Source organism: Nocardioides sp. WJ219 (genome assembly GCF_058559815.1).
The window spans coordinates 51,823-77,409 of sequence record NZ_JBZUJV010000017.1 but is presented as its reverse complement, the minus strand read 5'-3'; the positions used below and the strand labels follow the sequence as shown (position 1 = coordinate 77,409).

At 69.1% G+C, this 25,587-nt stretch carries 27 protein-coding genes; 14 read left to right on the top strand and 13 right to left on the bottom strand.

The window, feature by feature from the left end:
• On the bottom strand, positions 1–911 hold a 911-nt coding region (locus tag AC4MBH_RS24370; protein WP_491798010.1), incomplete at its 3' end, for a recombinase family protein.
• 9 nt (positions 912–920) lie between these two features.
• Between AC4MBH_RS24370 and AC4MBH_RS24365 the strand changes: the two genes are divergently transcribed.
• Complete coding sequence (locus AC4MBH_RS24365; RefSeq protein WP_491798009.1) at positions 921–1,430, top strand: hypothetical protein; 510 nt, start codon at positions 921–923, stop codon at positions 1,428–1,430.
• A gap of 423 nt (positions 1,431–1,853) precedes the next feature.
• On the opposite strand, the gene AC4MBH_RS24360 is transcribed toward AC4MBH_RS24365, so the two are convergent.
• The gene (locus tag AC4MBH_RS24360; protein ID WP_491798008.1) at positions 1,854–2,417 is read right to left on the bottom strand and encodes an RNA polymerase sigma factor; all 564 of its coding nucleotides are present in this window, start codon (positions 2,415–2,417) and stop codon (positions 1,854–1,856) included.
• Positions 2,418–2,741: 324 nt separating this feature from the next.
• Between AC4MBH_RS24360 and AC4MBH_RS24355 the strand changes: the two genes are divergently transcribed.
• Positions 2,742–4,502, top strand: a complete 1,761-nt coding sequence (locus AC4MBH_RS24355) for an RCC1 domain-containing protein (protein WP_491798007.1) — start codon at positions 2,742–2,744, stop codon at positions 4,500–4,502.
• Between the two features lie 43 nt (positions 4,503–4,545).
• On the opposite strand, the gene AC4MBH_RS24350 is transcribed toward AC4MBH_RS24355, so the two are convergent.
• The 4 genes from AC4MBH_RS24350 to AC4MBH_RS24335 all read right to left on the bottom strand — a co-directional run bounded on the left by AC4MBH_RS24350 (position 4,546) and on the right by AC4MBH_RS24335 (position 10,947).
• A complete protein-coding gene (locus AC4MBH_RS24350; protein ID WP_491798006.1) occupies positions 4,546–4,779 on the bottom strand; it encodes a hypothetical protein in 234 nt (77 codons plus the stop codon).
• A gap of 30 nt (positions 4,780–4,809) precedes the next feature.
• Positions 4,810–5,160 (bottom strand): hypothetical protein, encoded by a 351-nt coding sequence (locus AC4MBH_RS24345; RefSeq protein WP_491798005.1) that lies wholly within the window; start codon positions 5,158–5,160, stop codon positions 4,810–4,812.
• A gap of 149 nt (positions 5,161–5,309) precedes the next feature.
• The gene (locus tag AC4MBH_RS24340) at positions 5,310–5,681 is read right to left on the bottom strand and encodes a hypothetical protein (RefSeq protein ID WP_491798004.1); all 372 of its coding nucleotides are present in this window, start codon (positions 5,679–5,681) and stop codon (positions 5,310–5,312) included.
• A gap of 331 nt (positions 5,682–6,012) precedes the next feature.
• On the bottom strand, positions 6,013–10,947 hold the full coding sequence (locus AC4MBH_RS24335; protein ID WP_491798003.1) for an SdrD B-like domain-containing protein: 4,935 nt from the start codon (positions 10,945–10,947) through the stop codon (positions 6,013–6,015).
• Positions 10,948–11,378: 431 nt separating this feature from the next.
• On the opposite strand from AC4MBH_RS24335, the gene AC4MBH_RS24330 reads away from it, so the two are divergent.
• Both AC4MBH_RS24330 and AC4MBH_RS24325 read left to right on the top strand, forming a co-directional pair.
• A complete protein-coding gene (locus AC4MBH_RS24330) occupies positions 11,379–13,106 on the top strand; it encodes a sigma-70 family RNA polymerase sigma factor (protein WP_491798002.1) in 1,728 nt (575 codons plus the stop codon).
• 112 nt (positions 13,107–13,218) lie between these two features.
• Entirely contained in the window at positions 13,219–14,034 is an 816-nt protein-coding gene (locus AC4MBH_RS24325) for a hypothetical protein (RefSeq protein ID WP_491798001.1), read from the top strand.
• Between the two features lie 1,317 nt (positions 14,035–15,351).
• Here the strand turns inward: AC4MBH_RS24325 and AC4MBH_RS24320 are convergent.
• Together AC4MBH_RS24320 and AC4MBH_RS24315 are read right to left on the bottom strand one after the other, a co-directional pair.
• The gene (locus tag AC4MBH_RS24320; RefSeq protein ID WP_491798000.1) at positions 15,352–16,698 is read right to left on the bottom strand and encodes a recombinase family protein; all 1,347 of its coding nucleotides are present in this window, start codon (positions 16,696–16,698) and stop codon (positions 15,352–15,354) included.
• A 58-nt stretch (positions 16,699–16,756) separates the two neighbouring features.
• Positions 16,757–17,050, bottom strand: a complete 294-nt coding sequence (locus tag AC4MBH_RS24315; protein ID WP_491797999.1) for a hypothetical protein — start codon at positions 17,048–17,050, stop codon at positions 16,757–16,759.
• Positions 17,051–17,247: 197 nt separating this feature from the next.
• Between AC4MBH_RS24315 and AC4MBH_RS24310 the strand changes: the two genes are divergently transcribed.
• From AC4MBH_RS24310 to AC4MBH_RS24295, 4 genes are all read left to right on the top strand, one after another.
• Positions 17,248–17,637 carry a hypothetical protein gene (locus tag AC4MBH_RS24310; RefSeq protein WP_491797998.1) on the top strand — a complete coding sequence of 130 codons (390 nt, stop codon included), beginning with the start codon at positions 17,248–17,250 and terminating at the stop codon, positions 17,635–17,637.
• Positions 17,634–18,524, top strand: coding sequence for a hypothetical protein (locus AC4MBH_RS24305; RefSeq protein WP_491797997.1), 891 nt, complete (start codon positions 17,634–17,636; stop codon positions 18,522–18,524). The genes AC4MBH_RS24310 and AC4MBH_RS24305 overlap by 4 nt, the downstream gene beginning before the upstream one ends.
• 11 nt (positions 18,525–18,535) lie before the next feature.
• The gene (locus AC4MBH_RS24300) at positions 18,536–18,727 is read left to right on the top strand and encodes a hypothetical protein (protein ID WP_491797996.1); all 192 of its coding nucleotides are present in this window, start codon (positions 18,536–18,538) and stop codon (positions 18,725–18,727) included.
• Between the two features lie 244 nt (positions 18,728–18,971).
• Entirely contained in the window at positions 18,972–19,253 is a 282-nt protein-coding gene (locus AC4MBH_RS24295) for a hypothetical protein (RefSeq protein ID WP_491797995.1), read from the top strand.
• A 414-nt stretch (positions 19,254–19,667) separates the two neighbouring features.
• Here the strand turns inward: AC4MBH_RS24295 and AC4MBH_RS24290 are convergent, their stop codons facing one another.
• From AC4MBH_RS24290 to AC4MBH_RS24280, 3 genes are all read right to left on the bottom strand, one after another.
• The gene (locus AC4MBH_RS24290; RefSeq protein ID WP_491797994.1) at positions 19,668–20,024 is read right to left on the bottom strand and encodes a response regulator transcription factor; all 357 of its coding nucleotides are present in this window, start codon (positions 20,022–20,024) and stop codon (positions 19,668–19,670) included.
• A 94-nt stretch (positions 20,025–20,118) separates the two neighbouring features.
• A complete protein-coding gene (locus AC4MBH_RS24285) occupies positions 20,119–20,397 on the bottom strand; it encodes an ANTAR domain-containing protein (protein WP_491797993.1) in 279 nt (92 codons plus the stop codon).
• A gap of 72 nt (positions 20,398–20,469) precedes the next feature.
• Entirely contained in the window at positions 20,470–21,072 is a 603-nt protein-coding gene (locus tag AC4MBH_RS24280) for a DUF6221 family protein (protein ID WP_491797992.1), read from the bottom strand.
• Between the two features lie 40 nt (positions 21,073–21,112).
• Between AC4MBH_RS24280 and AC4MBH_RS24275 the strand changes: the two genes are divergently transcribed.
• The 3 genes from AC4MBH_RS24275 to AC4MBH_RS24265 all read left to right on the top strand — a co-directional run bounded on the left by AC4MBH_RS24275 (position 21,113) and on the right by AC4MBH_RS24265 (position 22,817).
• Complete coding sequence (locus AC4MBH_RS24275; RefSeq protein WP_491797991.1) at positions 21,113–21,706, top strand: sigma-70 family RNA polymerase sigma factor; 594 nt, start codon at positions 21,113–21,115, stop codon at positions 21,704–21,706.
• 103 nt (positions 21,707–21,809) lie between these two features.
• Positions 21,810–22,502 (top strand): hypothetical protein, encoded by a 693-nt coding sequence (locus AC4MBH_RS24270; protein ID WP_491797990.1) that lies wholly within the window; start codon positions 21,810–21,812, stop codon positions 22,500–22,502.
• A 159-nt stretch (positions 22,503–22,661) separates the two neighbouring features.
• Positions 22,662–22,817, top strand: a complete 156-nt coding sequence (locus AC4MBH_RS24265; protein ID WP_491797989.1) for a hypothetical protein — start codon at positions 22,662–22,664, stop codon at positions 22,815–22,817.
• Positions 22,818–22,831: 14 nt separating this feature from the next.
• Here AC4MBH_RS24265 and AC4MBH_RS24260 read toward each other — a convergent pair whose 3' ends face one another.
• Together AC4MBH_RS24260 and AC4MBH_RS24255 are read right to left on the bottom strand one after the other, a co-directional pair.
• Positions 22,832–23,095, bottom strand: a complete 264-nt coding sequence (locus AC4MBH_RS24260; RefSeq protein ID WP_491797988.1) for a hypothetical protein — start codon at positions 23,093–23,095, stop codon at positions 22,832–22,834.
• A 35-nt stretch (positions 23,096–23,130) separates the two neighbouring features.
• Positions 23,131–23,721: a hypothetical protein gene (locus AC4MBH_RS24255; RefSeq protein ID WP_491797987.1), complete on the bottom strand. Its 591-nt coding sequence runs from the start codon at positions 23,719–23,721 to the stop codon at positions 23,131–23,133.
• Positions 23,722–23,835: 114 nt separating this feature from the next.
• Here AC4MBH_RS24255 and AC4MBH_RS24250 point away from each other — a divergent pair, with 114 nt between their 5' ends.
• From AC4MBH_RS24250 to AC4MBH_RS24240, 3 genes are all read left to right on the top strand, one after another.
• Positions 23,836–24,084, top strand: coding sequence for a hypothetical protein (locus AC4MBH_RS24250; protein ID WP_491797986.1), 249 nt, complete (start codon positions 23,836–23,838; stop codon positions 24,082–24,084).
• Positions 24,085–24,150: 66 nt separating this feature from the next.
• Positions 24,151–25,056, top strand: coding sequence for an LAPAL motif-containing putative phage structural protein (locus AC4MBH_RS24245; protein WP_491797985.1), 906 nt, complete (start codon positions 24,151–24,153; stop codon positions 25,054–25,056).
• 220 nt (positions 25,057–25,276) lie between these two features.
• Positions 25,277–25,546 (top strand): hypothetical protein, encoded by a 270-nt coding sequence (locus AC4MBH_RS24240; RefSeq protein WP_491797984.1) that lies wholly within the window; start codon positions 25,277–25,279, stop codon positions 25,544–25,546.
• Positions 25,547–25,587 lie beyond the last annotated feature (41 nt).

The following is a 25,587-nucleotide window of genomic DNA, read 5'->3' as shown; positions in this document are numbered from 1 at the left end:
GAGTAGAGCTGCTGCAGCAGCGTTCGCCGTCCGGCCACCGGGAGTAGGTCCCACCCGTCGAGCAACTCGCCGGCCACGGTCGACGGATCCTCCGGCGCCCGGCGCAGTTCCCGCTCCGAGGCCTCGAGCGCCTCGGCGAGAAGCCGCCCCTCGTCGACGAGCTTGCCGTGGGCCTTCGCGTACACCGCCGGCGGGAGCGGCGTCTGCGCGTGCTGGAGGGCAAGCCGGGTCAGGGCCTGCTCGTTCGCCACGACCTGGCGGGCTGCGACGTCGCGCTCGACCTGCAGCGCCACGCGACGCGCCTCCTCCGGCGTGCGGCCGGCGCCGCGGCGCTCGACCTCAGCGGCGTCGAGACGCAGCTGATCCATGACCAGCTCGGTCAGGTACGACGCCGTGACGTAGCCGCCGCGGCATCGCGCGGCGCCGATCTCGGCTCCGTTCTTGCACCGGTACCGAGGCTTCCCGTCGCTCGGCAGCCCGGCCTGCATCGAACCGCCACACCGACCGCACATCACCATCCCCGACAACAGGTACGGCGACCGCTCGACCCGCGGCGGCCGAGCCCGCCGTACGGCGCGGGCATCGAGGTAGGCCTGCCACAGCGCGGCATCGATCAGCGGCTGGTGCACGCCGCGATGGGCCTCACCGTCGACCATGAACACACCGGCAGCGAACCCGGCGTCCACCACGCGCCGCAGCGACCGGTCGGCCCACACTCCCCCGGACGTCGTCCGCCAGCCGTGCCCGTTGAGCCACCGCACCAGTGCGTACACCGACTCCCCTGCCACGTAGCGGCGGTAGAGGTCGGCCAGCACCGGCCCGGTCTCCGGGTCCGGCCGGTGCAGCTTCGCGGTCGGGTCGTAGCGGTAGCCGAACCAGGGCTTGCCGTTGGCCGGGCGGCCGGACGCCACGCGACGGGCGTGGACTTCCTTCCACACCTCGCCGATGGGTTCGGCCTCGAAGGCGTTGAGCTGGCCACGCTCATGGAGCTGTTCGAGCTGCTGGGTGTGGAGCCCGCCATACCACCGCGCGTCCTCGGGACCGACGAGCCGATCACGGTCACGACCGAGGGCTGGAAGGCGCAGTACTCGGAGCTGTGGAAGATGCTGGTCCCGGCCGGCGGCGCCGCCGCGAGTGTGCAGGGCGAGGTCGTGCGTCTCGCCGGCCGCGTGGGCAACGAGATCCTCGGCAACGGCGGCGTCAACTGGGATAGGGACCACGACCGCATGTTGCAGGCGTACCGCGCCCACGTGCGCTCTGGGACGTCACTCGATGATGACGACCTGGGTGGCGTCGACCAGGCCGTCCGGGGCCTCGCAGGTGGGGCCTTCGACGAGGACGCCGTCGATGTCCTCACCGAGCTCGCCGTTACCTGGGTGCTGCGCAACCCCGACCGCGTCGACCTGCCAAAGCCGACGTACGGACGCTGAGACCGACAACGGGCCGCCGGGGTGTGTGCTGTGATTCGAAGCGCCGTCAAATGTGAGCACAGATCGGCGCATCTCGCTGGCACCGACGAGGAACCCCCACTCAGCAGGCGCCCGCCTCTCGTAGGAGACGGTCCGATTCTGTGAGCTGTGGTTGGAGTGCTAGTCGACCGGCTTGGCCAGGCACGGCGATCTCCGGGCCATGTGCGGGGTGGAGCCTGCGGGACCTAGTGGCGCGCACAACCCACCAGTGGCGTCGCGCTGCTCGTGCCGCAGCACAGGCGCGTAGCCAGGCCCACCGTGGCCGGTGCGTTCCGCGACCTGGCCGGCGCCGCGGAGGGTGACTGAGCGGTGTGGCCCACCTGGGCGACCAAGGTGGCCCGGAGATCGAGCTTTGGATAGAAGGCCTACGTCCGGGACCGTTGGCTAGAGCCGTTCGAGATAGGCAGATCGGAGTGCGGCCCGGGCTCGGAACGCGAGTTGTGCTACGGCGTTGGGACTGATCTGGAGGTGTTCGGCGGCCTCGGCGCCCGAGAGGTTCTCGAACTCCCGGAGCCAAAGCACTAATCTGTACCTCCTGGGGAGTGCCTGGAGGGCTAGCCGCAGTCGCTCGGCGTCAGCGCGCAGCAACACGATGCCCTCTGCCGAGGCTGCCTGGGTCGACTGCACCGAGTCCGCTGCATCGTCAGGACGGCTGTAGTTGGGGAGCCGTGGAGTGCGAGCGGCGGTGCGCGCGCGATCGATGTGGTGATGGCGAATTGTGACGAGCAGGTAGCCCTCGAAGTTGGCCAACGGGTCTCCGCCTCGGACCATCCGCAGCCAGATCGATGCGAACGCCTCGGCGGTGAGGTCGTCAGCCAGGTCGGGCCCGGCCAGTTTCGAGGCATAGCTCACCGCCGTCGAGTAGTGCCTGAGGTACAGGTCGGTGAATGCCGCGGCGTCGCCTTGGCGCGCAACCTGGTGCAGTTCGAGCTTGTCCACAACGACCATCCCCATGACGGTGGCGGCACTTCTCGGTTGCACAGGTGCCCGATGGGCACGCCGTTATGCGCCCAGCCGGGCACTGCTCCAAGCGGCCGATGTCCACGTAGTGGCCCGGCTGTCCTCGACCGGGAGGCGCCCGGGTGCCTGGTCGCACCAGTCCAGCGCGTGACGCGTCGAGGGCGATGGTGCCGACTGGCGACCGGCGACCGGCGACCGGCGACCGGCGACCGGCGACCGGCGACCGGCGACCGGCGACCGGCGACCGGCGACCGGCCGAAGCATGTGGTTCGTGTCACCAATCTCTAGTCGTCCGGGCCTGACTCGCCGATGATGACGATCGTGAAGCGGACAAGGCTGGCGATGTCACTCGTGACGGCGGTGGCAGTTGCCGGCGGCGCTGTCGTGGATGAGCCTGGGCATGCGGCCAGTGCGGCCGTTGTGTCCGCCCAGAACCTGTCCATCAGCGCAGGTTCGGCCCACACCCTCTTCATCCGCGACGACGTGCCCTACGCCGCCGGGTACAACGGCCACGGGCAGCTCACCGGCAGCGGGTCGAAGTCGACCTTGACCAAGATGATCGGCCTGCCGGGCGGCGTCAGGGCCGTCGAGATAGCCGGCGGTGGCTACGTATCACTTGTCCTCGGCTCCGACGGTAAGGCCTACGCAGCCGGCAGAGGTACGGGTGGCCAGATCACCGGGTCGACATCGCTGAGCACCCTGACGCCCATGACCGGGTTGCCACCGGGGGTTCAGGCACGCTCGATCTCAGCCTCAGGGAGCGGCGCCTTCACGCTGGTCGTCGGCTCCGACAACAACGTCTACGGGACCGGCGACAACACGACGGGCCAGCTCACCGGCACCGGCTCCAAGACCACACTCACACCCCTCGACGGTCCCGCCGGGATCGAGATCGCCGAGGCCTCGGCCGGCACGAACCACACCCTGGTCCTGAGCTCGGAGGGCAAGGTGTACGGCGCGGGCAGCAACGCCGAGGGGCAGCTGACCGGCACCGACACCGCGAACCGGGCCAGCCTGGCGCCTGTGGCACTACCGGACGGCGTGACAGCGCTGGGGATCTCGGCGAACGGCGACTCGTCCTTGATCCTGGGCTCCGACAACAACGTCTACGGCACCGGCGACAATGCCGCGGGTCAGCTCGGCGGGACCAGGAGCGCGCGCGCCTCCTTGACCGTTCTGCCCCTCCCGTCGGGGGTGAGCGCCGAGCAGATCTCGGCCGGTAACCGGCACACGCTCGTGCTCGGGTCCGACAACAAGATCTACGGCGCTGGCTCGCCGTACCAGGGACAGCTGGGCGTCTACTCGATCGAGAAGGCGGAAGCCACCGGGCTTGTGGAAGTCGGTGACCTACCTGCAGGAGGCACGGCTACCGAGGTTTCGGCGGGCACCTACACGTCGCTGGTCGTCGGGTCCGACGGGAACATCTATGGCACCGGGACCAACACCGAAGGCCAGCTAACCGACGACGCGGCCGGATCGAGCAGCTACTACGGCTGGCACGAGCTGAGTGTCAACGGTGGAGACAACCCGCCAGGCCCGACTCAGGAGTTCAACCAGACCGCGGGCGCACGGCTGGAGAGTGCGCAGGTCAACGTCGCTGCCAGGGCGGTCCCTCCGGTGCTTAGCCCCGCACCGACCTGGTTCAGGTACGAGTGGAAGGTCGGCGGCACGCCGGTCTCGGAGGCGGTCACCTTCACCCCAGGCCCCAGCTCTGTCGGCCGCCGCTTGACCGTCACCATCACCGCAGGGCGCCACGGGTTCGCGTCGAAGTCAGTCACTCCCCCACCGGTCACGATCGCGCCGGGCCAGGCGCCGGCGTACCGCGGCCGGGCGAGGATCATCGGGAAGCGAGGCATCGGCAAACTCCTGAAGGTCGCCCAGATGACCTTGAACCGTTGGACCCCCCGACCCGACCAGCTCACCTACCAGTGGACGCGGGACGGCAAGCCGATCAGGCACGCCACCAGGTCCCAGTACAAGCAGACCGAGGCTGACCGCGGCCGGATCATCCAGGTGACGGTGAGGGCCGAGCGGGCCGGCCACCACACGGGCGCCTACACCGTGCGGCGCTGAAGCAGGAGTCGGTCGAGGTGGCGGCCAGCGGTTCGGGCGCTCCTCATCGGTTGCCCCGCACGAGCGCGAGTGCCGCTTCGATGTCGGCCCGCGTCGGTGCCCAGCCACGAGCGAGGTCGTCGCGAAACAGCTGTATCACCGCGGCGCGTTCGACGATATCCAAGGACAGCACGAGCGACTGGGTCGACTCCCCGGACTCGAGTACGTCGACCGGACTGTGCCTGCGCGTGAGCGGTTTGCGGTGTCCGCCCCAGAGCGGGTGCGCGTTGGTCTTCATACTATTAAGACGTCCTCGGAATCCTCACGCTTACGGGAGTTCCCACCTGTCTATACCGTCGGACTGTGGTCGCGACTGGTCTGCTTCGTGAGTTGAGAACGGAGGCGTCTCGGTCGCATTGAGGGGCGCGATGGTGAAGCTCAACTCGCCCTCTCCTCCGGCACCGTCGAGCAGCACCCGGTCATGTTCTGCGGCTGCCGCTGCGGAGAGCGCATCGGGGTAGGGACCCTGGTAAGAGGCGATGCCGGTCTCCTCGTGGGTGCAGATCACCAAGTGAGCCATGTCCAGCTCGGCCACGGCCTGGGTCACCAGATGGTTGATCAGCATCGCTGACATCGCGTTGAACGGCTCCTCAGGAGAAACCTCTTGCTGTCCCGCCATCGACATCCTTTCCTCAGGGCTCGAACCCGCAGGCGTCGCGCTGCGCGGAGTCACGGATTGGTCCGTCCTAGGTAAGACGCAGCCTTACGGCGTCCCTTACGCGCCTCCGCGTGTGGGCCACGACAGGTACGCCCGGCGCCAGTCCTGTACTAGCGGGCGGAGTCGGCGCAGTCCTCGGCGGCCGTCGCCGTCAGCGTCTCGAGCGCCTGGTCGTCGCCGTCGTCGGGGCGGTAGTCCTGGTCCTGGTCCGCGATCGCGCGCAGGGCCTCGTCGGAGAGGTCCGACTCGTGCAGGGCATCAGCGATACAGCTGACGAGCCCCGGATCTGTCTCGGTGTCGGCCAGCTCGGCCGAGAGCTCGGCAGAGAGTCCCTCGACGATCTCCTCGGTCGTAGGGCGATCCTGTTCCTTCGGGTCATCTGCACAGCCGGTCAGTGCACCTGCTGTCAGTGACGCTGCGATTACGACGACCAACAGGCGACGACGGACGCGTCGATCGGGAAGAGCACGGCGGTTGTCCATGGTGTGACTGGTCTCCTTGAACGAAGGACCAGGCACGCGGCCTGCTATGGGGTCCAGGCCGCGTGCCTGGCGTGAAACGGCGGGAGGCTGGGGGGCAGCCGTCCCGCCCTCCCCGGCCACGGCTTGGACGCGACCGGGAAGTCGCTGGCACCGAGGTCACCTCTGGGACCTCCGGCGCCGGGTGGCACACCCCCCAGGTGCACCACCCGGCGTCTCGGACGTCCCGCAAGGACCGGCCGGGCCGAGCGCGACTGTGGTCAGCAGCCCACTGGCGCCCCCCTGGACCGGGTGCTCGTCGCCCTCACCGGACTCCTTGGGGAGCCCGTCGGGTTCATCGGATCGCCTTCGCGGTGACGACGAGGTTCTTGGTGTAGTGGAAACCCCCGCCGGGATAGGTCACCTTGCCGGTGCAGCTGACCAGGTTGAGGCGGTGGGCACCGGTCGCCGAGAACACGGCGGCGGGCAGGTGCTTGGTGCGGTCGTAGGTGCGTAGCGCGGTCACCTTGAACCGGTAGACCTTGCCGCCCTGGCGCATCGTGATGATGTCGCCGCGCTTGACCGACTTGAGCCGGTAGAGCGCGCCGGGGGCGTCGTGGTTGTCCGAGACGTGTCCGGCCACCACGGTGGACCCGATGACGTCACCCAGGTGCGCGGACTGGTTGAACCAGCCCACCCGACGTACGTCGTGCGGTACCGCCAAGGTGCCCTTCACCAGTCGGCTGGTGTCAACCGGTGCGGTCTCTCCGATGGAAGGGATCGACAGGGTCGTGCCCTGCCTACGGTTCACGCCGGCACCGTTGGGCGGCGAGTACAGCCGCCTGGTGTGCCTCGGAGCAACCGCGACCTGCGGCTGGGTCGCCGTATCGGCCGAACCGGACTCGACGAGCGCCTCGGCCTCCTCAGGACTCACCACGGGCAGGTCCCCGGCGTCTCCCTCGGGGATGTTGCCGTCCTCGACCCCGTCGGCGATGTCGACCAGGTGGGCGATCTGCTCGAGCAGGCTCGGCTCCGTGGCGCTGTTCTCGTCCGTGGCGTTGTCCTCGTCCGTCGTGCTGACCTGGACGATGCTGCCGCGGAACCCGGTGGGGACCGGGGGCACGATCGGCGGCGTCACCCGGGTGGCGAGCAGGGTCTCCGAGGCGACTCGGCAGCCCTCCGTCGCCGGCCCGGACATGTTCGTGCCCGGCACGCGCATGGACCAGGAGTACCAGCCGGGCTCGGTGACCTTGACCTTCTTCGAGCGGTAGGTGCCGTTCCCGTCGGCCTGGAACGTCACCGTGCGGTGGACGTTGGCAGGCGTGCAGCGGATCGACTGCTCGGTCGCGAAGGGACCGTACAGGTGTCCGGTGACCTTGACGTTGGTGTCGGCCGGCAGGCCCTTGATGATGACCTTGTCGGAGACCTGCTGGTTGACCTTAATGGCCTGCTTCGAGGAGACCGTCCGCACCTGGACCGCGGCCTTGACCAGGGTGGTCTCGGCGACGATGCCGCAGGCGGTGCGCTGGGCCAGGTAGAGCGCCGTGGCGGGCGAGGACTGCACGTAGGTGTAGTAGCCGGCCTTGGTGAGCTTGACCTTCGGCGTGTTGACGGTGCCGTTGCCGGTGACCGTCATGGTGCCCTGCTTGTAGACCTTGCCCGGCGCGCAGGTCATGGCCGCCCGGGACGGGTAGGGACCGAAGAGCTCCCAGTGCATCTTCACCGACTCACTCGGGAACAGACCGGAGACCTTGACCCGGTCGAAGACCGTGTCGCCGAGCTTGGTCGCCTTCTGGCTGACCGTGGTCACGTACTCGGGCTGGCGCTGGTTCTGCACCACGCCCTGGTCCACGCTCAGGTCCGAGGTGTCCGGCCCCAGCACGATCGGTGCGGTGACCCCGGTGGTGACGTCGCCGTCGGAGTCGATGCCGTCATCGGCACCGGTGTTCTGGGACGTGAACACCTGCCCGGCGCCGAGCGAGGTCGGGGCGAAGGTCACGGTGTAGGTACCCGAGGGCAGGCCCGTGAACAGGTACTGACCGTTCGCGCCGGTGGTGGTGGTGCGCATGATCGTGTTGCCGTCCAGGTCGGTGCCGCGCAGGGCGACGGCGAAGCCGGGGATGCCGGGCTCACCGGTGTCCTGGATCCCGTTCTTGTTGGCGTCGTTCCAGACGTAGTTGCCGATCTGAGAGGCGATGACCGCGACCTCGCGCGCGGCGGGGCCGACCGGGAGCGACACGCCGTCGGCGCGGCCGGCGGCCCGGTTGCGGTAGACGTCACCGGCGGCGTTGCCCAACGGGGTCATCGCGATGTCGATGGTCATCCGGTCGGCAGGGTTGAACGTCCCCGGGCGCAGGAACCGCAGCCCGGTGACCTCGGCAGACGACGCGGGGCAGTCCGCAGCGGTCCCGGTCCCGGTGACCACCGCTCCCCCGCTGGGCGCCGAGCACCACACCGTGGTGCCGGTCGCCGTGTTGGACGGGTCCAGCGGGTCGACCGCGAGCGATGAGGTCGGCGTCTTGGAGTACAGGATCGTGATCCCGGTCCCGGCCGCCACGGTCGCAGAGTCGAAACGCAGGGTGCCGTCGAAGTCGCTGCCGGCCAGGCCGTCTGCGGGCAGCACGTCGACGACGTCGACGTTCGAGACGTTCTGCGGCGCGTCGATGTTGGCGAAGTCCACCGTCCAGGTGAACGACCGCGGGGCGGCGATCCCGTCGGGGTTGACCTCGATGATCGACTTGTCCACCGACTTGGCGATCTTGATCCCGGTCGGGACCACGACCTGGATCTGTGCGGTGTCATCGCGCAGGCCAGCCGGCGAGGGGTCTGCCGGCGAGGAGACCAGCGTGGTGTTGGTGTAGGCGCCGTTGCGCACCGTCTCCAAGAGCTCGACGGTGTAGATGATCGGGTCGATGGGCTGGTTGATCAGGAGCTCCCCCAGGTCCCACCGGATGTAGGTCTGGTTGGCCGGGCACGCGAGCTCCGAGCCCGCGGGGGCACCCTGCTGGACCAGCGTGGGCGCGATCGGGGCACCGGAGGACTCGCGCACCGAGGACAGGAACTGCTGGAACTCCGGCAGACAGTCCTCCACGACCACCTCGGCCGACTGGCCCGCAGTCACCCCGGAGGTAATCGTCGGGTTCAGGCGGTAATCCACGGTGTCGCCCGTGGTGTACTGCGGCACCGCGGTGTCGGTGAACTGGCCGGTACCGGGGTTGCGGACGAACTTGGCGATCCGGGCAGTCACCCCGCCCAGGATGAGCCGGTCACCCGCACCGCCAGCGGCGGTGGCCGGGTCGTAGGTCGAGCGGTTCCACGTGTCGGGGGCGGCGATGACGCCGGCCATGTCGGTGGTGCCGGCGACGTTCTTGGTGCTGGCCCAGTTCGGCAGCGTGGTGCCGGTCACGCCGTCGCGGACCTGCATGCCGATGGCGAGGTTCACGTCGAAACCGCTGAACGTCGGGTCGGACTCGGTGGAGAACGAGACCCGCACCCGGTTGATCACCGAGTAGGAACCGTCGGGAGCCTGGACGGCGCCGGGGACGTCGTCAGGGTCGTCGTACCAGGTGCCGCTCTGGCACTCGGAGTCAGCGCCGGCGCCGGCGGGGCCGCTGCTGTACTGGATCTGGAAGTTGTCCAGGGCACTCACGTCGTTGTGGTTGACCCCGTGAGCTCCGAAGTAGGAGACCCACACCGCCTCCCCGGCGGACCCGATGTGCTGCCGCTGAGCGGAGCCGGCGGGGTAGTTCCCGGGGGCCAGGGCCAGTTTGGAGGCGTCCCACACGTCGCACATCACGATGCTCTGGTCGAACTGGTCCCCGCTGCCCGGAGGGATCCGGAAGGTCTGGAGCACGTTGCTGATGACCCGCTGACCGGGGACGACGACCGTGTTGCCGTCCCGGTACTCCGAGGAGCCGGGCGGGCCCTCGAAGGCGCAGGCGGAGAATCCGCAGGCGCCGGTGTTGCCGGGGAACCCGGCCACCCCGGAGAAGCCCTTGCTGAACCCGCCGGTGAGCTCGTAGCGCGAGGTGCCCGTGCGGACGTTGTTGGCCGGCGGGTCGATGATCTGCTGACCGGAGATGTCGACGGCCTGCACGTCGGTGAAGGCGTTGCGCCAGTCCAGCGCCCACGAGGTGCCCGAGGCGTCCTCGGTGCCGAGGTCGGTGATCGCCTCGCTGGGGATTTCCATGCGCATGGACGTGGAGATGACGTAGCTCAGACCCGCGGGCAGCGGGCTGCCGTTGGCACTGGTCTTGGGGACCGTGTAAGCACTGGTGTCCGCACCCACGATCGAGTAGAACACCGGGGTGCCCGGACCGCCGGGCTGGGTGCAGGTGATGGTCCCGGAGTTCCGCACCGCGTTGTCCGTCGTGTATCCGGCGGTCGCCGCCGTTCCGGGCAGCTGGCCGACGAACTCGTTGGGGACCGAGCAGTTGGCGATCCGGGCGCCGTACTTGTCAGCGGCCCCGGCACCGGCAGCGATCCACTCCGGTGAGGTCGTGGTCCCCGGGCCGAAGAACGCGTCGGGGCTCAGGTCGTCGGTGAAGGTGATCGGGCTCGCCGCGGTCGACTGCAGCGGGCTGATGCCCTTGGCGCCCTCGGGCGCGGTGAAGGTGATCGGGAACGCAACCAGCTGGCACGACCGGGCCGGGTCGAAGCTGCACGCCCGCGTCTCCTGGAACAGCGGACCGGCGTTATTGGTGGTGGCGGTGTTGCGCTTGGACAGGTCGAACTGCGGCGCGGCCGAGACGCGGTGGGAGACCTCGTTCGACACCACCGGCGTGGTCACCTGGTCAGAGACCACCGAAGCAGTGACCGGGTCCAGCACGGTGCCGTTCGGAACCTCGGTTCGGACCGTGGACAGGAACTTGTAGTCCAAGGACGTACCGGCGGTCTGGTTCGCGACCCGGCAGGTCACCGTCTGGGTCGGCAGGGACTGCCACGACGTGGCCGTGATCGGCAGGGTCGGCGCAGGCAGCGTCGCTGGGGTGACGCTCGAGCCGGCCAGGCAGAACCTGGGCGGCGCCGTCAGCTCCTCACCCTGGGGCAGCGTGAACTGGATCGTCGGGTTCGTCTGGTCACCACCCTCGAACCGCACACCCACGGTGTAGGTGACGGTGTCGTTGGTCCGCACCACGTCGTTGCCCGGGCCACTGTCGTGCCCGGCCGCGTCGTCGGCATCGAACGGGCCAAGGCCGGTCTGCTGCGACAGCACGATCTGCAGCGTCTCTGCCGCAGCGGCACTACCTGCCGAGAAGATCATCCCGCTCACCACGACGACAGCCGCCACCGCGTAGGTGATCCCTGACCGGGCCCGGCTCGGATGCCGGCGGGAGTGATGGCGTTGGTCAGCCATCCCGTCCCTGAACTCGCTGTTTCCCACCATGATTGGAACTTCCGTTTCTTTGTCGAGGGTGCCGTCCAAGCCGGCCCTACACCAGGTAGACGCGGGCCCTGACAGTCGATTACGGCGCAATGGCCGCAGACGCCGCAAATGGCCCGAAGTGACTAGGCGGCCCTTGGCCTAATCCGAGAGATGACTAGACGGCTCCTGGTTCAACCCGACAGGTGGCTAGGCCGCGCCTCAATTCGGCGTAAGGACACGAACACCTCGGCGTCTACCAGATGAACGTCGATCGACGCGGACGGGTCCTTCCGCTTCGCAGTGACCGCATGGTCCGGGGTTGCTCGGCACAAGACGATGAGTGAGGTGACGCCGCAATGGAGCGGAAGAACAACGCAACCGGAGGACACCGCGCCGACGCCGGCGCCGTTCCGCCGCCGCATGTGGACAGCGACCTGTGCCTCATCGAACGGGCCCGCAGCGACGGTGACCTGCCTGCGATCGAGGAGCTGTACCGGCGCCATCGTGACGCGGCCCTTCGTCTGGCGCGACACCTGGCCGATCCTGTCACCGCCGAGGACATCGTCGCCGAGGCCTTCATGCTGGTGCTCCAGGCGCTGCGGTCGGGCAAGGGGCCGACGTCGGCGTTCCGGCCCTACTTCCTGAGCACGGTCCGCAACGTCTATGTCAGCCACGTCCGCCGAGACAGCCGCCACCTGCTGATCGAGGACCACCTCGAGTCCGGGTTGGAAGGCCTCGTCCCAGACCCCACGACGCAACGCGCCGAGTCCCAGCTCCTTGCCACCGCGTTCACCTCCCTGCCGCAGCGGTGGCAGGTCGTGCTGTGGCACACGATCGTCGAAGGAGAGGACCACACCACCGTCGGACACCGTCTCGGGATGAAGGCCAACGCCGTAGCAGCGCTGAGCTTTCGCGCACGCGAGGGACTGCGCACCGCCTACCTGGCCGCGCATCTCATCCCGGCCCGGTCCGAGGAGTGCCGCCCCATCGTCGATCAGCTGCCTGGCTACTTGCGCGGAAATCTCGGACGCCGCCAACGCGGAATCGTCGAGGACCACCTCGACTCCTGCCCCGAATGCGCCGCAGCCGTACTCGAGACCCGCGCAACCAACACCAAGCTCGGAGCACTGCTCGCGGTCGCCGTCCTGGGCACCGCCGGTCTCGGATACGCCGTGGCCCCGTCCCTCGTATCGCTCACCGACTCCAGCCACGCCGACCCCACTGCAGACGCCGCGGCCGTGAGACGGATCCTCAGCCGACCGGTCGGCGCCGCGACGGCAGCAACGACGGCAGCGGCCGCCGTGGTCACCGCCGCCCTGGTGATCCAGCCACTGACCACCGAGCGAGGGACGACAAACCTCCAGGCCGACCAGTCACTGGCGCCCACGACCACAACACCCGCGTGGGAGCAACCGACAACCCCACCCACCCGACCCACCCGGCGGCCATCCGGTAGGACCCCCGAAGGCGCAGACGCTGAACCGCCAGTAACCAGCACGCCCGAAACCTCGGCGTCGCCCCCGAGATCATCACCGCCGCCGCCGGTGTCGATCCGACGAACCGTCCCCTCCTCGCCGCAGACCGATGCCTCCGACGTCGCGACACCGTCAACGATCCGGTGGCCCACGATCGAGGAGCCCACACCCCCGGCACCTGAGCCGACGCCCACACCCACGCCGGATCCCACAGAACCCCCCACCGAGGAACCCACCGAACCCCCCACCGAGGAACCCGTGACGACGGAGGACCTCACGCTCACGTCGAGCTCGCACACGTTCTACGACCCCGTCCACCACCTGGAGATGACGGTGGACGCCCGAGTCGACCCCACGACCGTGACGTTCCAGGTGAGGCGCCTGAAGGGCTACAGCGTGCACCAGGACCTCGACTTCGCCGGCACCAATTGTGCCTCCACCGCCGGACCCGCTGAGGTGGTTGAAGTCACCTGCCAACTGGGCCCCGGCACCGGCACGTTCGCCATCGATGTCGAGGTGAGCGGTCCTCTCCAGGCCAGCGCTCACGTCGACGCCGCAAACAACGCAGACCCCAACCCCGGCAACAACACAACCACCTTCAGCGACTGACACGGCATCGAGAGCCGCGCCCGGTGCTCCACCCCGCTCGACCACCGGGTGACGTCTGGTTCGAACCGCCAGTTCGTGCACTCGCAACCACGCGCAGAGGACCACACAAATCATGGGACGCCACGACGAGCCCTACGCCCTAGTCGCCTGGGACGAGCGCGCCGAGGACTCCCTCAGCATCGCCGCACGCATCGGGCATCTCATGGACGGCCTCGAGGACCACGCCTTCACCAGTCCCGTGCGATGGACCCGTACCCAGACTCGCACCGAGTCCCGCACCGAGACCCGGACCGGGACCGGGACCCCGATGGTGTGGCCCTACGACCTGCCCGAGGCAGCAGGAATCGTCGCATCCAGCGCGCTGAGGGTCCACCACAGCGGTTACGCCGCACCCCCGACCGGTTACCGCCTCACGCTCTCGGCCTGGGTGACCGGAAGGAAGCAGCGAGACACACCGGAGCTCTCGTTCACCGTCAGCGCCGGCCGCGCGAGTCCTAGCACTGCTGGCTACACCAACAGCGTCCTCCTCGAGTCCGACCCGCCATCCCACAGCCCCCACGGGAACCCCGATGGGATGGCCCTTCTCGAGCATGCGTTGAAGGCCGCGATACGCGCATTCGAACCGAAGTGGGGCGTCGTGACGTGCCCGAGCACCAGACGGACCCAACCGAAGACGCCCAGCCCAGTAGCCGACGTCGGCTGGCTCACCTGGATCCGCCTCGAACGCGCCGTCCTACCAGTCCTGGACACCGCGACTGTCACTCCGTACGCCGACGGCCTACTCGTCTCGACGATTCGACGCGACCGGCAACAGGCGCCACACGCCGTGGCAGCGGTACGCGCCGAGCTCGAGTCAAGGGACCTACTTCCGGTTCTGACCCGCCCCGAACCCCTCCTGCTGCGAGAAACTAGGTCAACAGGCCGTTGATCAGGGCGGCCGCGACATACGCCGATCCCCAGATGCAGCTCCAGAACGCCACGAGTGCGAACACGACGGCAGCCACGTTGACGGCGCTATGCGTAGGAGTCAGGTTCGTTTCCACACTATGAAGACGCCGAGAAGGCCCGCAAGATTACGACCGAGAAGCAATCCTTACGTCGGCCCCGCTCTTGATGTCGGCCAGGACCAGCAAGAGCCTTGGCTACGCGCCCACGGCCGACTGAGAACGTGTGGAGCGCTCGGCTCACGGCTGCGGAATTCGCCTCGTACGAGGGACCAGCACTCAGGTCGAGGTGAACGAGCAGCGTGCGGCCACTCCGGAGGGGTACCCGTCATCTTGCCGCCACCGAGCACTGCTGCTCACGTCGTGGCTGGCTCGGACGGGACGGCTCAGAAACGAACGTTCGTGAGCCTGCTATCGCGAGTGCCGACCCGCCCGGTCATGCTGAGAATCGGGCGGGGAACTGGCGGCGCAGCCAATACGGTGACCGCCGTGTCGGCTTCGTCGCCGCTGCCTCTGGCGCCGCCCACTTGCCCGGCCGGGGTGGTTCGCGGTCGTGGCTACTTGAGACAGGTATGCCCGCCGGGCCGGTGGTGTCCTTTAGAGACCGCTCTCGGGGCGATGCGCCCGCCTAAGCGCGGGTCCTGCTAAGGTGCAACCTAGCTTCCGTGAAGCCGACGAGGGTGTGCGCGATTAGCGATGCGACCCGCCGGGTCGTTCCGGCTTAGGGTCAGAGCCCAGGGCCAAGTGGTGCGCTGTCTGGGACAACGCCCCGCCGGCTTCCTGCGTCCACGAAGCATGAACGAATCAAACTTCGCAGCCGTGATCGACTCGTCCTTCGGCTCTGGCCCCAGTGTCGGCGATCCCATCAAGGACCTTGCCCTAGCTCGCCGCGCGTTTCGCCGACGACGTATCGCCAGCGTCTCCGCGGCAGTGACCCTCGGTGCCTCAATCACGGCCTACCGCCGCGCCAGGTCACGTGCGGGATCAGGGAGCAAGTACCGATGTGGTCGGGGTGAATCGACCCACCTAGGGCGGGACCGCTGCAACAGTTGAGTGGCGAACACCAGCGCGCCGATTATCAGAGCGCCGACGTGCAGCCGCGCCAATTGGCGTCGCCGCCGGATCTGATCACCTCGTCTGCGGACGGCGCCGGGCTCCGGGATCTCAATTCTGTGCTCAGCCATGTCCTTACTACGCCCGTCCCGCCCACGCGGTTGCAGTGTTTCGACCTCTTTGGTGCTGAGTTGGACGGGTCTCCGCAGGGTCACGGATCTAGCGTTTGTGCTCAGCAGCGCACGGTCCTAGGCCACCACCCACGAGTAGAGCTGCTGCAGCAGCGTTCGCCGTCCGGCCACCGGGAGTAGGTCCCACCCGTCGAGCAACTCGCCGGCCACGGTCGACGGATCCTCCGGCGCCCGGCGCAGTTCCCGCTCCGAGGCCTCGAGCGCCTCGGCGAGAAGCCGCCCCTCGTCGACGAGCTTGCCGTGGGCCTTCGCGTACACCGCCGGCGGGAGCGGCGTCTGCGCGTGCTGGAGGGCAAGCCGGGTCAGGGCCTGCTCGTTCGCCACGACCTGGCGGGCTGCGACGTCGCGCTCGACCTGCAGCGCCACGCGACGCGCCTCCTCCGGCGTGCGGCCGGCGCCGCGGCGCTCGACCTCAGCGGCGTCGAGACGCAGCTGATCCATGACCAGCTCGGTCAGGTACGACGCCGTGACGTAGCCGCCGCGGCATCGCGCGGCGCCGATCTCGGCTCCGTTCTTGCACCGGTACCGAGGCTTCCCGTCGCTCGGCAGCCCGGCCTGCATCGAACCGCCACACCGACCGCACATCACCATCCCCGACAACAGGTACGGCGACCGCTCGACCCGCGGCGGCCGAGCCCGCCGTACGGCGCGGGCATCGAGGTAGGCCTGCCACAGCGCGGCATCGATCAGCGGCTGGTGCACGCCGCGATGGGCCTCACCGTCGACCATGAACACACCGGCAGCGAACCCGGCGTCCACCACGCGCCGCAGCGACCGGTCGGCCCACACTCCCCCGGACGTCGTCCGCCAGCCGTGCCCGTTGAGCCACCGCACCAGTGCGTACACCGACTCCCCTGCCACGTAGCGGCGGTAGAGGTCGGCCAGCACCGGCCCGGTCTCCGGGTCCGGCCGGTGCAGCTTCGCGGTCGGGTCGTAGCGGTAGCCGAACCAGGGCTTGCCGTTGGCCGGGCGGCCGGACGCCACGCGACGGGCGTGGACTTCCTTCCACACCTCGCCGATGGGTTCGGCCTCGAAGGCGTTGAGCTCGGCGAGCATGCCGCGGGTGAACCGTCCGGTCGAGGTGGTCGTGTCGACCTGCCCGGTGGCGGACTCGAGGCGGCCGCCGGCTTCCTCGATGCGGTCGATCGCGACTGCCCAGCGGAGTCGGTGTCGTGCGGTGCGGCTGAACTTCCAGACCAGCACGAGGTCGTACTCGCCGGTTTCCACGGCGGCGACGGCCTGGTCGAGCCGTGGCCACCAGGCGGAGCGGGCCCGGCTGCCCGACTCGTCGAGGCCTTCCATCCAGCCGGTGACGTGGTAGCCGCGGGCGGCGGCGTAGCCGGTGATGGCGGCGCGCTGGACCTCGGGGGCGATCATGCCGTCGCGCTCCTTCGAGACGCGCACGAGACCGAGAGCGCGGGGGGGTCTCGAGCACGGCGCGCAACTTAGGAGCGGGCATGGCCTACGGGTACTCGTCGCTCGCGAGGCTCACGTCGAGGCCGTCCGCCTCGTCGGCGGTGAAAGTGGTCTCGCTCTGGTCGATGACGAGCGTGTAGAGGCCGTCGACCTCAGGCAGGTCATTCACCTCGAACGTCATCTCGCAGCTGGCATAGCCGAGCTGCTCGAGCTGAACGGAGGTCTCGGGGCGCGTGCCCTGGGCAAGTTCTCCCACCGCAACCTTCGTGCCGTCACTGTCCAGGGCCACCACCGCCTGCGACCGCGGCACCTTCCACGGCAAGCCGCTCGATCGCGCCACCGCCGACGCTCTGCGCTGCGTCGAGGACCTGCTCGGCTACGAGCTCACCATCGTCCAGGGCATCGGCGGCGCCACCGCGTCGGCCGGCACCCACCGAGGGCCGCGCCGTCGACCTCGCGCCCTACGACTGGCAGGACAAGCTCAAGGCGCTCAAGCGCTGCGGGTTCGCCGCGTGGTATCGCCGGGCGATCCCCGGCTTGTGGGGCGCGCACATCCACGCCGTGCTGATCCTCAACGACCGCGACAACGGCGCCGGGATCGCCGGCTCCGCGCTGCGCCAGATCGGGTCGTTCCTCCGCGGCCGCGACGGTCTCAGGGGCGACGGCCCCGACTCCGAGCCCTGGCGCGCGAACCCGCAGCCGATCTTCCGCTGGCCCGTCAAGGCGATGCCCCCGAAGCCCAAGCCCCGCACCAACGTCTCCCGGGCACGGGACCGCCTGGCCGAGGCGCACGCCGCGCTCGAGCAGGCCGCTGCCCTCCTCGACGCCGCCGGCCCCGACCGGGAGGTCGCCAGCAAGCAGCGCGCCTCCGTCACCGATGCCGCGATGCGCGTCGAGCGGGTCCTGAACAGGCTCCCGAAGCGGTGACCACCCACGGCGTCGCTGACCGCCGGCCCGCCCCTGAACCGCTGATCGACGTCGTCCTGGTCACCGAGCAGTACAAGCGCCGCCAGTACCGCGCCATCAAGCGCGCCCTCGCCCCCGTCTTCGCCGGCCGCCGCGCCCTCCCTGGTGGTGAGTACGCCGCGTTCGTGCGCCGCGGCGTGCTGCGCCACCGCCGGGCCGGCCGGTCCCGCCGCGCGACCTGGGTCTACAAGAACCCCCGCGAGGCGTGGCGCGACCTGTGGCTCGGCCTGTTCCTCACCCGCCACCTCGCCTCCGGTATCGACCTGCGCTGGATCCTGGTCCACCTCGCCTCCGGCGTGCAGGACGGCATCACCTACCGCCGCGGCGACCGCGACACCGCCGCCAAGGTCGACACCCACCGCAGCGGACTCACCAAGATCGGCAACCGGGCCCGCCGCGAGGGCCGCCGCCACCCCAGGTGGCTGCACATCCTCGCCGGCGACGGCAACGTCCACCTCGACCACGCCTGGGTCGAGCACGTCGAGCGGCTCACCACCTTCGACCTCATGTGGGACGGCGTACCCAACCCGCCCGGCACCCACGACGCCCGCGGCCGGCCCCGCCGCTGCATCGACTTCATCGCCCACGGGCACGGCTACCGGTCGCGGCTCGAGGACCCCGACACCGTCGACCCCGACCTGGTCCCGAAGGGCGCCGACCACGTCGGCGTGGTCGTGACCCTCGTGTTCGTCGTCCAGGGCGTCACGTACCGGGTCCGCATCGCCGAGCTGTCCGGCCGCTACGACGTCGACCCCGACGCGTTCGCCCGCTGCGTCGCCGCCGTCGCCGGCGTGGACCACGACCCCCACGCCGGCACCCGCCGACGCCTCGCCGAGACCCCGATCTAAGGAGCACCGCCATGCCCACCATCAACATCCCGCCGCTCGCACGCTTCGTGCTCTACGTCATCGCCGCCGTGGCGCTGCTCGTCGTCGCCTACGCCGTCGACAAGTCCTGGGCCGGCGACGCTGAGGTCCGCCTGGTCACCGGGCTCGCGGCGCTGCTCAACATCCTGGCCGCCGCAAAGACGGATCTCCGAGGGGGCCGCTAACCGCCCCAGCAGCGCGGTCGCGGTCGCATGCCCCCTCGATTATCGGTTACCGGGTCAGGCACCAACGGGTGCTGAGCAACAGTTGATCCCACCCGGACCGGTGTGGGTCCTCCCGCCTCGAGCACAGGCGGGAGGACGCTCAAGCCGCAACGCGCGAAGTCTCTGAAGCTGGGTACCGCAGGACGCGCGTGGGTGCTCCCCGGACACCAGTCCAGGTCTGCGCGCCCCGAAAGGAACCCCCATCATGGCTAACGCCAACACGAACATCACCAGCCCCCGACGCGTCAGCACCGAGACCAAGGCGTCGTTCAAGACCACCGAGCTCATCGCCTACGTTGTCGCCGTCATCGGCGTCCTCGTCGCCTCCGCGGTCTCTGACGGCGAGTCTGACTTCGGCCCGCAGGACGCGTGGTTCTTCGTCACCCTGCTGACCATCGGCTACATGGTCAGCCGCGGCCTCGCCAAGTCCGGCAGCCGTGACTTCTTCGACGACGACCGCAGCACGGGCACCCACGACGCCCGCTGACGCTCCGCGGCCACCGCCCCACCCAGGCTCGCCTCCCAGAGGCCCGGGTGGGGCGGTTCTCCGTGTCGTCCCAAACACCGGCCCAGCACACCGACGCCGAGATCCCTCGACTGTCCGCCGCCCGCGGGGTAGCGTCCTACACAGACTCTGGGCCCGGACCTCGCTCATTGTCCGCACGGCACCGTCCCATTCAGGCCTTTCCGGCCAGGGTGGGGCGGTTTTGTTGTCTTCCGCCACTGCTGTAACCGCGCGACACGGGCACCGGGTGAAGTGCCGTCGGGTCCCCCCTCGAGCCGCCTGCCCGGCTCGGCCCCGACGGAGTCGCGCGTCCTTCCGTCTCAAACAACGGGATGGGAGGGGGCGTGCGGCCCGGCTGGTGGGCTGATCCGCCGGCGATCCCTCCGGCTTGTGCCCTCAGCCGGGTGGGGTCGACTTCGCCTGACGCGGGACCTCGCCGCCTGGGCCACCTACTGCGTTCTGGACGACCGTGCCATCGACGATGACGGTGACCCCTGGGATGCCCAGCAGCCCGTGCTGCAAAGCCCAGAGAACGGCATGAGACCTGCGGTTGATGCCGATCTTGTGGTAGGCGGTACGGACGTAGGTCTTCACCGTGTTGCGGGCGACGTGCAGCGTCTCTGCGATCTCGGCGTTGTCGTAACCAGCGGCAATGAGCGAAAGCACCTGCCGCTCGCGATCGCTGAGGTGCTCAACACCGACAGGCTTGAACCGCACGATCGGCGTGGGGTCGCGGTACGGATGGGTGGTCACGGGTGCGGCTCCACGGGTCAAGGAAGGTGCCGGCGGCGGTTGAAGCCTGGCCCACTAACCGTAGAGCGCCAGCCACCACCCATCCGGGTGGCAGTCAAGCAGGCAGGCCTGGCGCGTCGCGGTTCGGTGGGCTATCTGAGAACTCGCCTGCCAGGTCCGCGTCGCCTAGCTCGCCCGTCTCAACGAGGTGAGCCGCGACCTGCCGCACCTTGGTCTCCTCGGCACCTGCGACCCGAACCAACGTCGCGAACGCGATGTCCGGATCCACCTTGTACCGCTCAACGAGGATCCCGATCGCCATCCCGATGCTGCGGCTGCTGCTCAACGCGCGCTGAAGGTTCGCGATCTGCTCGTCGCGCCCGTCGTCTCCCACGGAAGGAAGGCTAGCGATGCACGCCTGACGGCGCAGCGCTCCTGACAGACGACCCGTCACTGCAGCGTTAGATCACGGCCGCCAGTTGTCGCGGTAGTCCGGGTGGACGGCGTAGATGGCCGCGAGCACCCGCAGCGTTCGTGAAGACTCCGGTGGGGCCGACGAATCGACCATGTGCAGGCGTCGCACCTCCTCCTCGATGATGGCACGTTTCGCCATGCACTCGACCAAGATCCGGGCGGGGGCGATGAGGGGCAGCACCGAACCGGTGCGGCCGTCGACCACGCCGACGAGGCTCGACCCCCCGCCCTCCCAGTCAACGGGGTCGTAGGCGACCTGGCTTACGGTCGCGGCCGCCTCCTCGTCGTCCACGATGCGAGCCAGCAAGAACTCCGTGAGCGTCGTGTCGAACTCGGTACGCGCCATCGGTGGGGGGACCTCTCGCTCGAAGTCAGTCAGCGTTCTGGCGAATCGGACCAGATCCGAGACGTCGATGCAACGGTGCTCAGCCGCCGGCGGCAACGGTTCGAGACCTTCACCAGCCGCCATCCCACCGACTTGGGTGAGGCACCGCCCCCAGCGAAGGTCCGACAATTGCAGCACCAGTGCTGACCCCAGACCCCGGCGGCGCCTTGCCCACCGCGCGTAGATCATGGGGTCCGCCTTGAGCACCACCGCAGATCGTGCTGACGGCACGACCACTCCGAACGCAGCCATGGCCAGGCTCGACCTGCTCTTCGAGCAGTCTGCGACCGGCGACACCACCGCGTTCGAGGCGCTCTACAACGAGACGTCGTCACGAGCCTTTGGACTCGCGGTCCGAGTGCTGCGCAGCCAGGACCTCGCAGAAGACATCGTGCAGGAGGCCTACTCGACGATCTGGCGCAAGGCCCCGGACTTCGACCCGCGCAAGGGCAACAGCCTGGGCTGGATCCTGATGATCGTCCACCGCACCGCCATCAACCACATCCGATCCTCCGAGTCTCGATCGACCCGCGAGGACCGCTACACCCGCCAAGCCGCCGACCTCCAACGCGCCGGCAGCGACGCCGTCCACGACCCCACCCACGACCTGGCCCACGCCTCGCACGAAGCACGCCTCGTCCACGCCGCCCTCGCCGGCCTCCCCACCCAGCAACGCCCGACACTAGAGCTGGCCTATCTGGACGGGTACACCTATCGCGAGGTCGCCGAGTTGCTCGACATCCCCCTCGGCACCGTCAAGACCCGGATCCGCGACGCCCTCATCCGCCTGCGGAGGTCTGTGGACCTCCAGGCGATCCAGCGCGCCGAGCCACCCGACGCGTGACCCGGCTCACCCCACGGGTCACCCCCAGGGGCGAAGGCGGCTCCGTCTGCTGCGTCGAACCACCGGCATCAGTGAACGTCCGCACAATCGGAGGAGAACGCAGATGCCTTTCACAGCTCCCAGCAAGAAGGCCCTGGCGGGCCTCACCGGCCTCGTGTTCCTGGCCGTCCCCCTCGCTGCCTGCAGCGAAGACAACGGCGGGACGCCGGCCAGTGCGAGCGAGTCCAGCAGCAGCGCACGCATCGACTACCTGGCCCAGATCACCGACCTCAGCGCGGTCAAGGGCAGCACGACCGAGGTCAAGCTCGACCCCGGATTCCTCGAGGCGCTCACTTCACTGAAGGTCGCTCCCTCACCCTTCATGAACGCCACGCTCGACGGCGACACGATCACGTTCCCGATCACCGGCGGCAACGTCGGCCTTTTCGAGCCGGGCTCCACCCCCGACTACGTGGTCGGACAGGTCCAGCACGAGGGCTCCGGCCTGAACCTCGAGGCCGGCGGCACCACCGTGACGGTCGGGAACTTCAACGTCGACCCGGTCGCCTCGCTGGTCTACGGAGACGTCGCCGTCGACGGTGAGACCGCCGCCACCAGCATCGCGATCTTCCGGCTAGACGGCACGACGCTCCAGGAGCCCGACCTCGGGGGCGGTGGCGACGAGGTGGTGCTGCAAGGCTCGGGCGTCTACCTGAGCGACGGCGCAGCGACGCTGCTCAACGACACGTTCGGCATCAAGGACCTCAGCGGAGACGTCAAGGTCGGCGTCGCGACCATCACGGTCAAGACCAAGTGACCTCACCCCAGACCCTCCGGTAGGGGGCCGGGTCCCGGCCGCGGCACGACGTCCACGCGTCGTCTGCGGCCGGGACACGTGCTTTGCGCCCACTCGCCTCACTCAGCCAGCGGGCCGAGTGGGGCGGTTCTGTCGTACCCGGGTGGCACGCTGATGCCCGTGAAGCTCCTCGCCTGCTACCGACGCCGCGGCGACGCCGACGAGGCCGCCGTCCGGGAGACCTTCGACCGGCCGACCTACGACGAGGCCTACCAGCCCGCGATCGACAACAAGCCCGACGACGCCCTTCTGCTTTACGTCATGCGAGTCGACTGACGGCTCCGGAGCAGTCAGCCAGGTGCGTCGTACTCGAGCTCGGTCGGCGCCTGGTCGATCCCGATACGCCTCAGTGCCTCCCGCACACGGGCGATCACCTCGTCGAGGTTGTCTTGGTCCCAGCCGTGCAGGTCGATCGCGAGTTCCTGGCCGGGGTAGTCATTGGCCGGCTCCACGAACCATTGCGCCGCCTCGAGGTCAAGGGACGAGAGGGCAGCGACGATCTCGTCCTCCCGGGATGCGTCCCGCAGAAGAATCGTCGCGTCAGCGCCGGCCATGGATTCAGGCTACGGCTGGACGTCCGGCCCGGTGGTCAGCCCCCGCGGAGCGCGCGCGCCGCCGCAGCCTGCTCGACATGGTCGCGGCGTAGCCACAGCCGGTTCCCGCGCTTCACGTGCGGCAGCAACCCCTGCGCGACCCGGTACCGCACACCCGTCGGCGACATCCCCAGCACCAGCGCCGCCGTCGTCGGGTCCAGCCACACCTGCCCGTCGTCGGGCGGATCCGAGCCCGTCGACCGAGCCGCCCGCGCCGCCACGCGCCGCTGCAGCTCGCGCTTCTGTCGCGCCCGGTCGGCGGCCCACGCCTCCACCTGCGCGCGCGACAACGACGGCCGGGTGGAACCCAGCTGCTCGCGGGGTGCCAGCCGGCCAGCCCTGATCTCGCGCCAGACCGTGTGCCGCGACACGCCGGCGATCACCGCAGCCTCCTCGTAGGTCACCCACGCCCGGGCCTCGGCGGCACGCGCCTCGACAAGGCGCTCGAGCGACTCGCGCTCCACCCACCGTCGACCGTCACATAGCTCAGTGACCAGGCGGCCGCGCTCAGATAGCCACCGAAGGTGCTGTAGACCGACACCGAGCGCAGCAGCGGCCTCACGCGCCGGTGCCTGGTCCTTGGTCACGCTCGCACGGTACGACGGCGCCGCGCCCCATCGCAGCCTTCGCTGGCGAGGCGGGCGCGTTCCGCCTTGTGCCGCTTCGGACGGCCCGTAGGCCAGGCGTCCTATTCTGGACCGGTGAGTGACAACTTCCGCGACCCTCTTCGCGAGATCATCGCCGAGGCCCGAGCCATGGCTGAGGGCGACGAGAGCGCGATCAGCCCGGCCGGCCTGTCGAACGAGGAGATGGTCGGGCACACACTGGGCTGGCTCGTTGGCCAGCAGGCCAAGATCGCGTCGCGCATCCTGGTGCTGGCCGACGCCATCGACTACACCGAGCCGGTGCAGGAGCCCGGCCACCCCGATCTCGGCGGCGATGAGGGCTGAGACGTCCGCCCCGAATCTGACTGATGTTGCCACCGCGGCGCCAGGTCCGGGATAGGTTCCCCGGCTATGAGCAACCAGCCGGAGACCGGCGCCGTCGACCTTCTAACCTTGCGCTTCGTCGGAGAGAACGAAGACGGGTCCGCCCTGCATGAGCTGCGGGCCGCCGATGTAGCCGAGATCCTGCAGGGACTGGTCGGGATCTCCAGCGACTTCGCCAAGGCCGGCGCGTTCGGCGACGGGCCGGCCGGGTCCGAGGTGCTCGTGCGACCCGCACGTGAGGGGTCGTTCATCCTGGAGGTCTACCGCGCGGCACTCGATATGCACGACGCAACCGCCGGCCTCGGCGGACCGTCCCTCGGCGTGTTGATCTGGTGGGCCACACAACGAGCACGAGCAGAGGTGAGCGGCGCCGAGCATCTCGACAACGGCAATGTGCTGGTCACCTGGCAAGACAACACAGTCGACGAGGTCCCTGCCGCGGTGTGGGCCGAGCTCAACAAGCGAGGCCGGAAACGCAAGACGCAGCTCCGACAGGTGATGGCAGCGTTGAGCGACGAGCGCGTCGAGTCGCTCGAGGTGCAGACCCCGGAGACCACGCCCGGAGAAGTGACTGACTCGTCGGAGCAGGAGACCTACACGCTGACGCGGTCCGACTACGACGCAGTGCGACCGGAAGACGAGGTGATCGAGTCGTTCACCGTCCTGGACACCGAGGCTCAGATGTCGGCCATCGACTTTGACGATCCCGAAAAGTGGCGGGTAAAGACGACCGAGGGCACCCGGTCGGCTACGGTCGAAGACAGCCACTTCCTACGCCTGGTCAGCACGGGGCTTGCGATCCGGAAGACCGACATCTTCCGCCTCAAGATCCGTGAGGACGTCGTCGAGAAGAACGGTCGCCGTCGAGTCAGGTGGACCGTCCTAGAAGTTCTGAGCCACAGGAGGTCCGCAGTTGACGATGACGACGCATAACCATCGCTCGTATCGACGTCGGCTCGACATCCCCAGCTTGCTCCTGCTGGCCCTCGGCCTAGGCTGCGGGGTTCTCTCCTACATCCTCGTCGTTGACCGCGATGCCAACCCCCTGGTGATCGTGCCATCAGTCGTGATCGCGACTATCGGTGCGACGCACATCACCAAACGGGAGATGATCCAGTCACGCCAGGACCGTCGATAGAGCGGGACTGATCTTGTGGCCGGCGGCACGAGCAACGGACCCGGCAAGCCCCTCGGGGAGCGGACCCACAGCACCGCCGACCTGCAAGCTCGACGCAGCGAGATGCGCGCGGTCGCCGAGCACGTCATCGTCACCACGCCGAGCGGGCCCGAGCCCGGGCTGCTGATCCTGTGGCGCCGCGGCACCGAGGAGTGGGAGGGCTACACCTTCTACCGCCGCTGGATCGACGGCGACTGGCTCACGGTCCAGGACTGGCTGCCGGCCGCGCTGATCGAGAAGGTCTAGACGACCGTCAACGCATTCGGAGGCGTCGGAGTCCAGCGGTA

What these genes read in the sequence shown, in the direction of transcription:
- AC4MBH_RS24300 (WP_491797996.1), top strand. Translation starts at nt 18,536, where the DNA reads ATGCCCACCATCAACATCCCGCCGCTCGCACGCTTCGTGCTCTACGTC.
- AC4MBH_RS24270 (WP_491797990.1), top strand. Translation starts at nt 21,810, where the DNA reads ATGCCTTTCACAGCTCCCAGCAAGAAGGCCCTGGCGGGCCTCACCGGC.
- AC4MBH_RS24295 (WP_491797995.1), top strand. Translation starts at nt 18,972, where the DNA reads ATGGCTAACGCCAACACGAACATCACCAGCCCCCGACGCGTCAGCACC.
- AC4MBH_RS24360 (WP_491798008.1), bottom strand. Translation starts at nt 2,417, where the DNA reads ATGGTCGTTGTGGACAAGCTCGAACTGCACCAGGTTGCGCGCCAAGGC.
- AC4MBH_RS24325 (WP_491798001.1), top strand. Translation starts at nt 13,219, where the DNA reads ATGGGACGCCACGACGAGCCCTACGCCCTAGTCGCCTGGGACGAGCGC.
- AC4MBH_RS24260 (WP_491797988.1), bottom strand. Translation starts at nt 23,095, where the DNA reads ATGGCCGGCGCTGACGCGACGATTCTTCTGCGGGACGCATCCCGGGAG.
- AC4MBH_RS24345 (WP_491798005.1), bottom strand. Translation starts at nt 5,160, where the DNA reads ATGGCGGGACAGCAAGAGGTTTCTCCTGAGGAGCCGTTCAACGCGATG.
- AC4MBH_RS24245 (WP_491797985.1), top strand. Translation starts at nt 24,151, where the DNA reads ATGAGCAACCAGCCGGAGACCGGCGCCGTCGACCTTCTAACCTTGCGC.
- AC4MBH_RS24275 (WP_491797991.1), top strand. Translation starts at nt 21,113, where the DNA reads ATGGCCAGGCTCGACCTGCTCTTCGAGCAGTCTGCGACCGGCGACACC.
- AC4MBH_RS24330 (WP_491798002.1), top strand. Translation starts at nt 11,379, where the DNA reads ATGGAGCGGAAGAACAACGCAACCGGAGGACACCGCGCCGACGCCGGC.
- AC4MBH_RS24355 (WP_491798007.1), top strand. Translation starts at nt 2,742, where the DNA reads ATGACGATCGTGAAGCGGACAAGGCTGGCGATGTCACTCGTGACGGCG.
- AC4MBH_RS24340 (WP_491798004.1), bottom strand. Translation starts at nt 5,681, where the DNA reads ATGGACAACCGCCGTGCTCTTCCCGATCGACGCGTCCGTCGTCGCCTG.
- AC4MBH_RS24350 (WP_491798006.1), bottom strand. Translation starts at nt 4,779, where the DNA reads ATGAAGACCAACGCGCACCCGCTCTGGGGCGGACACCGCAAACCGCTC.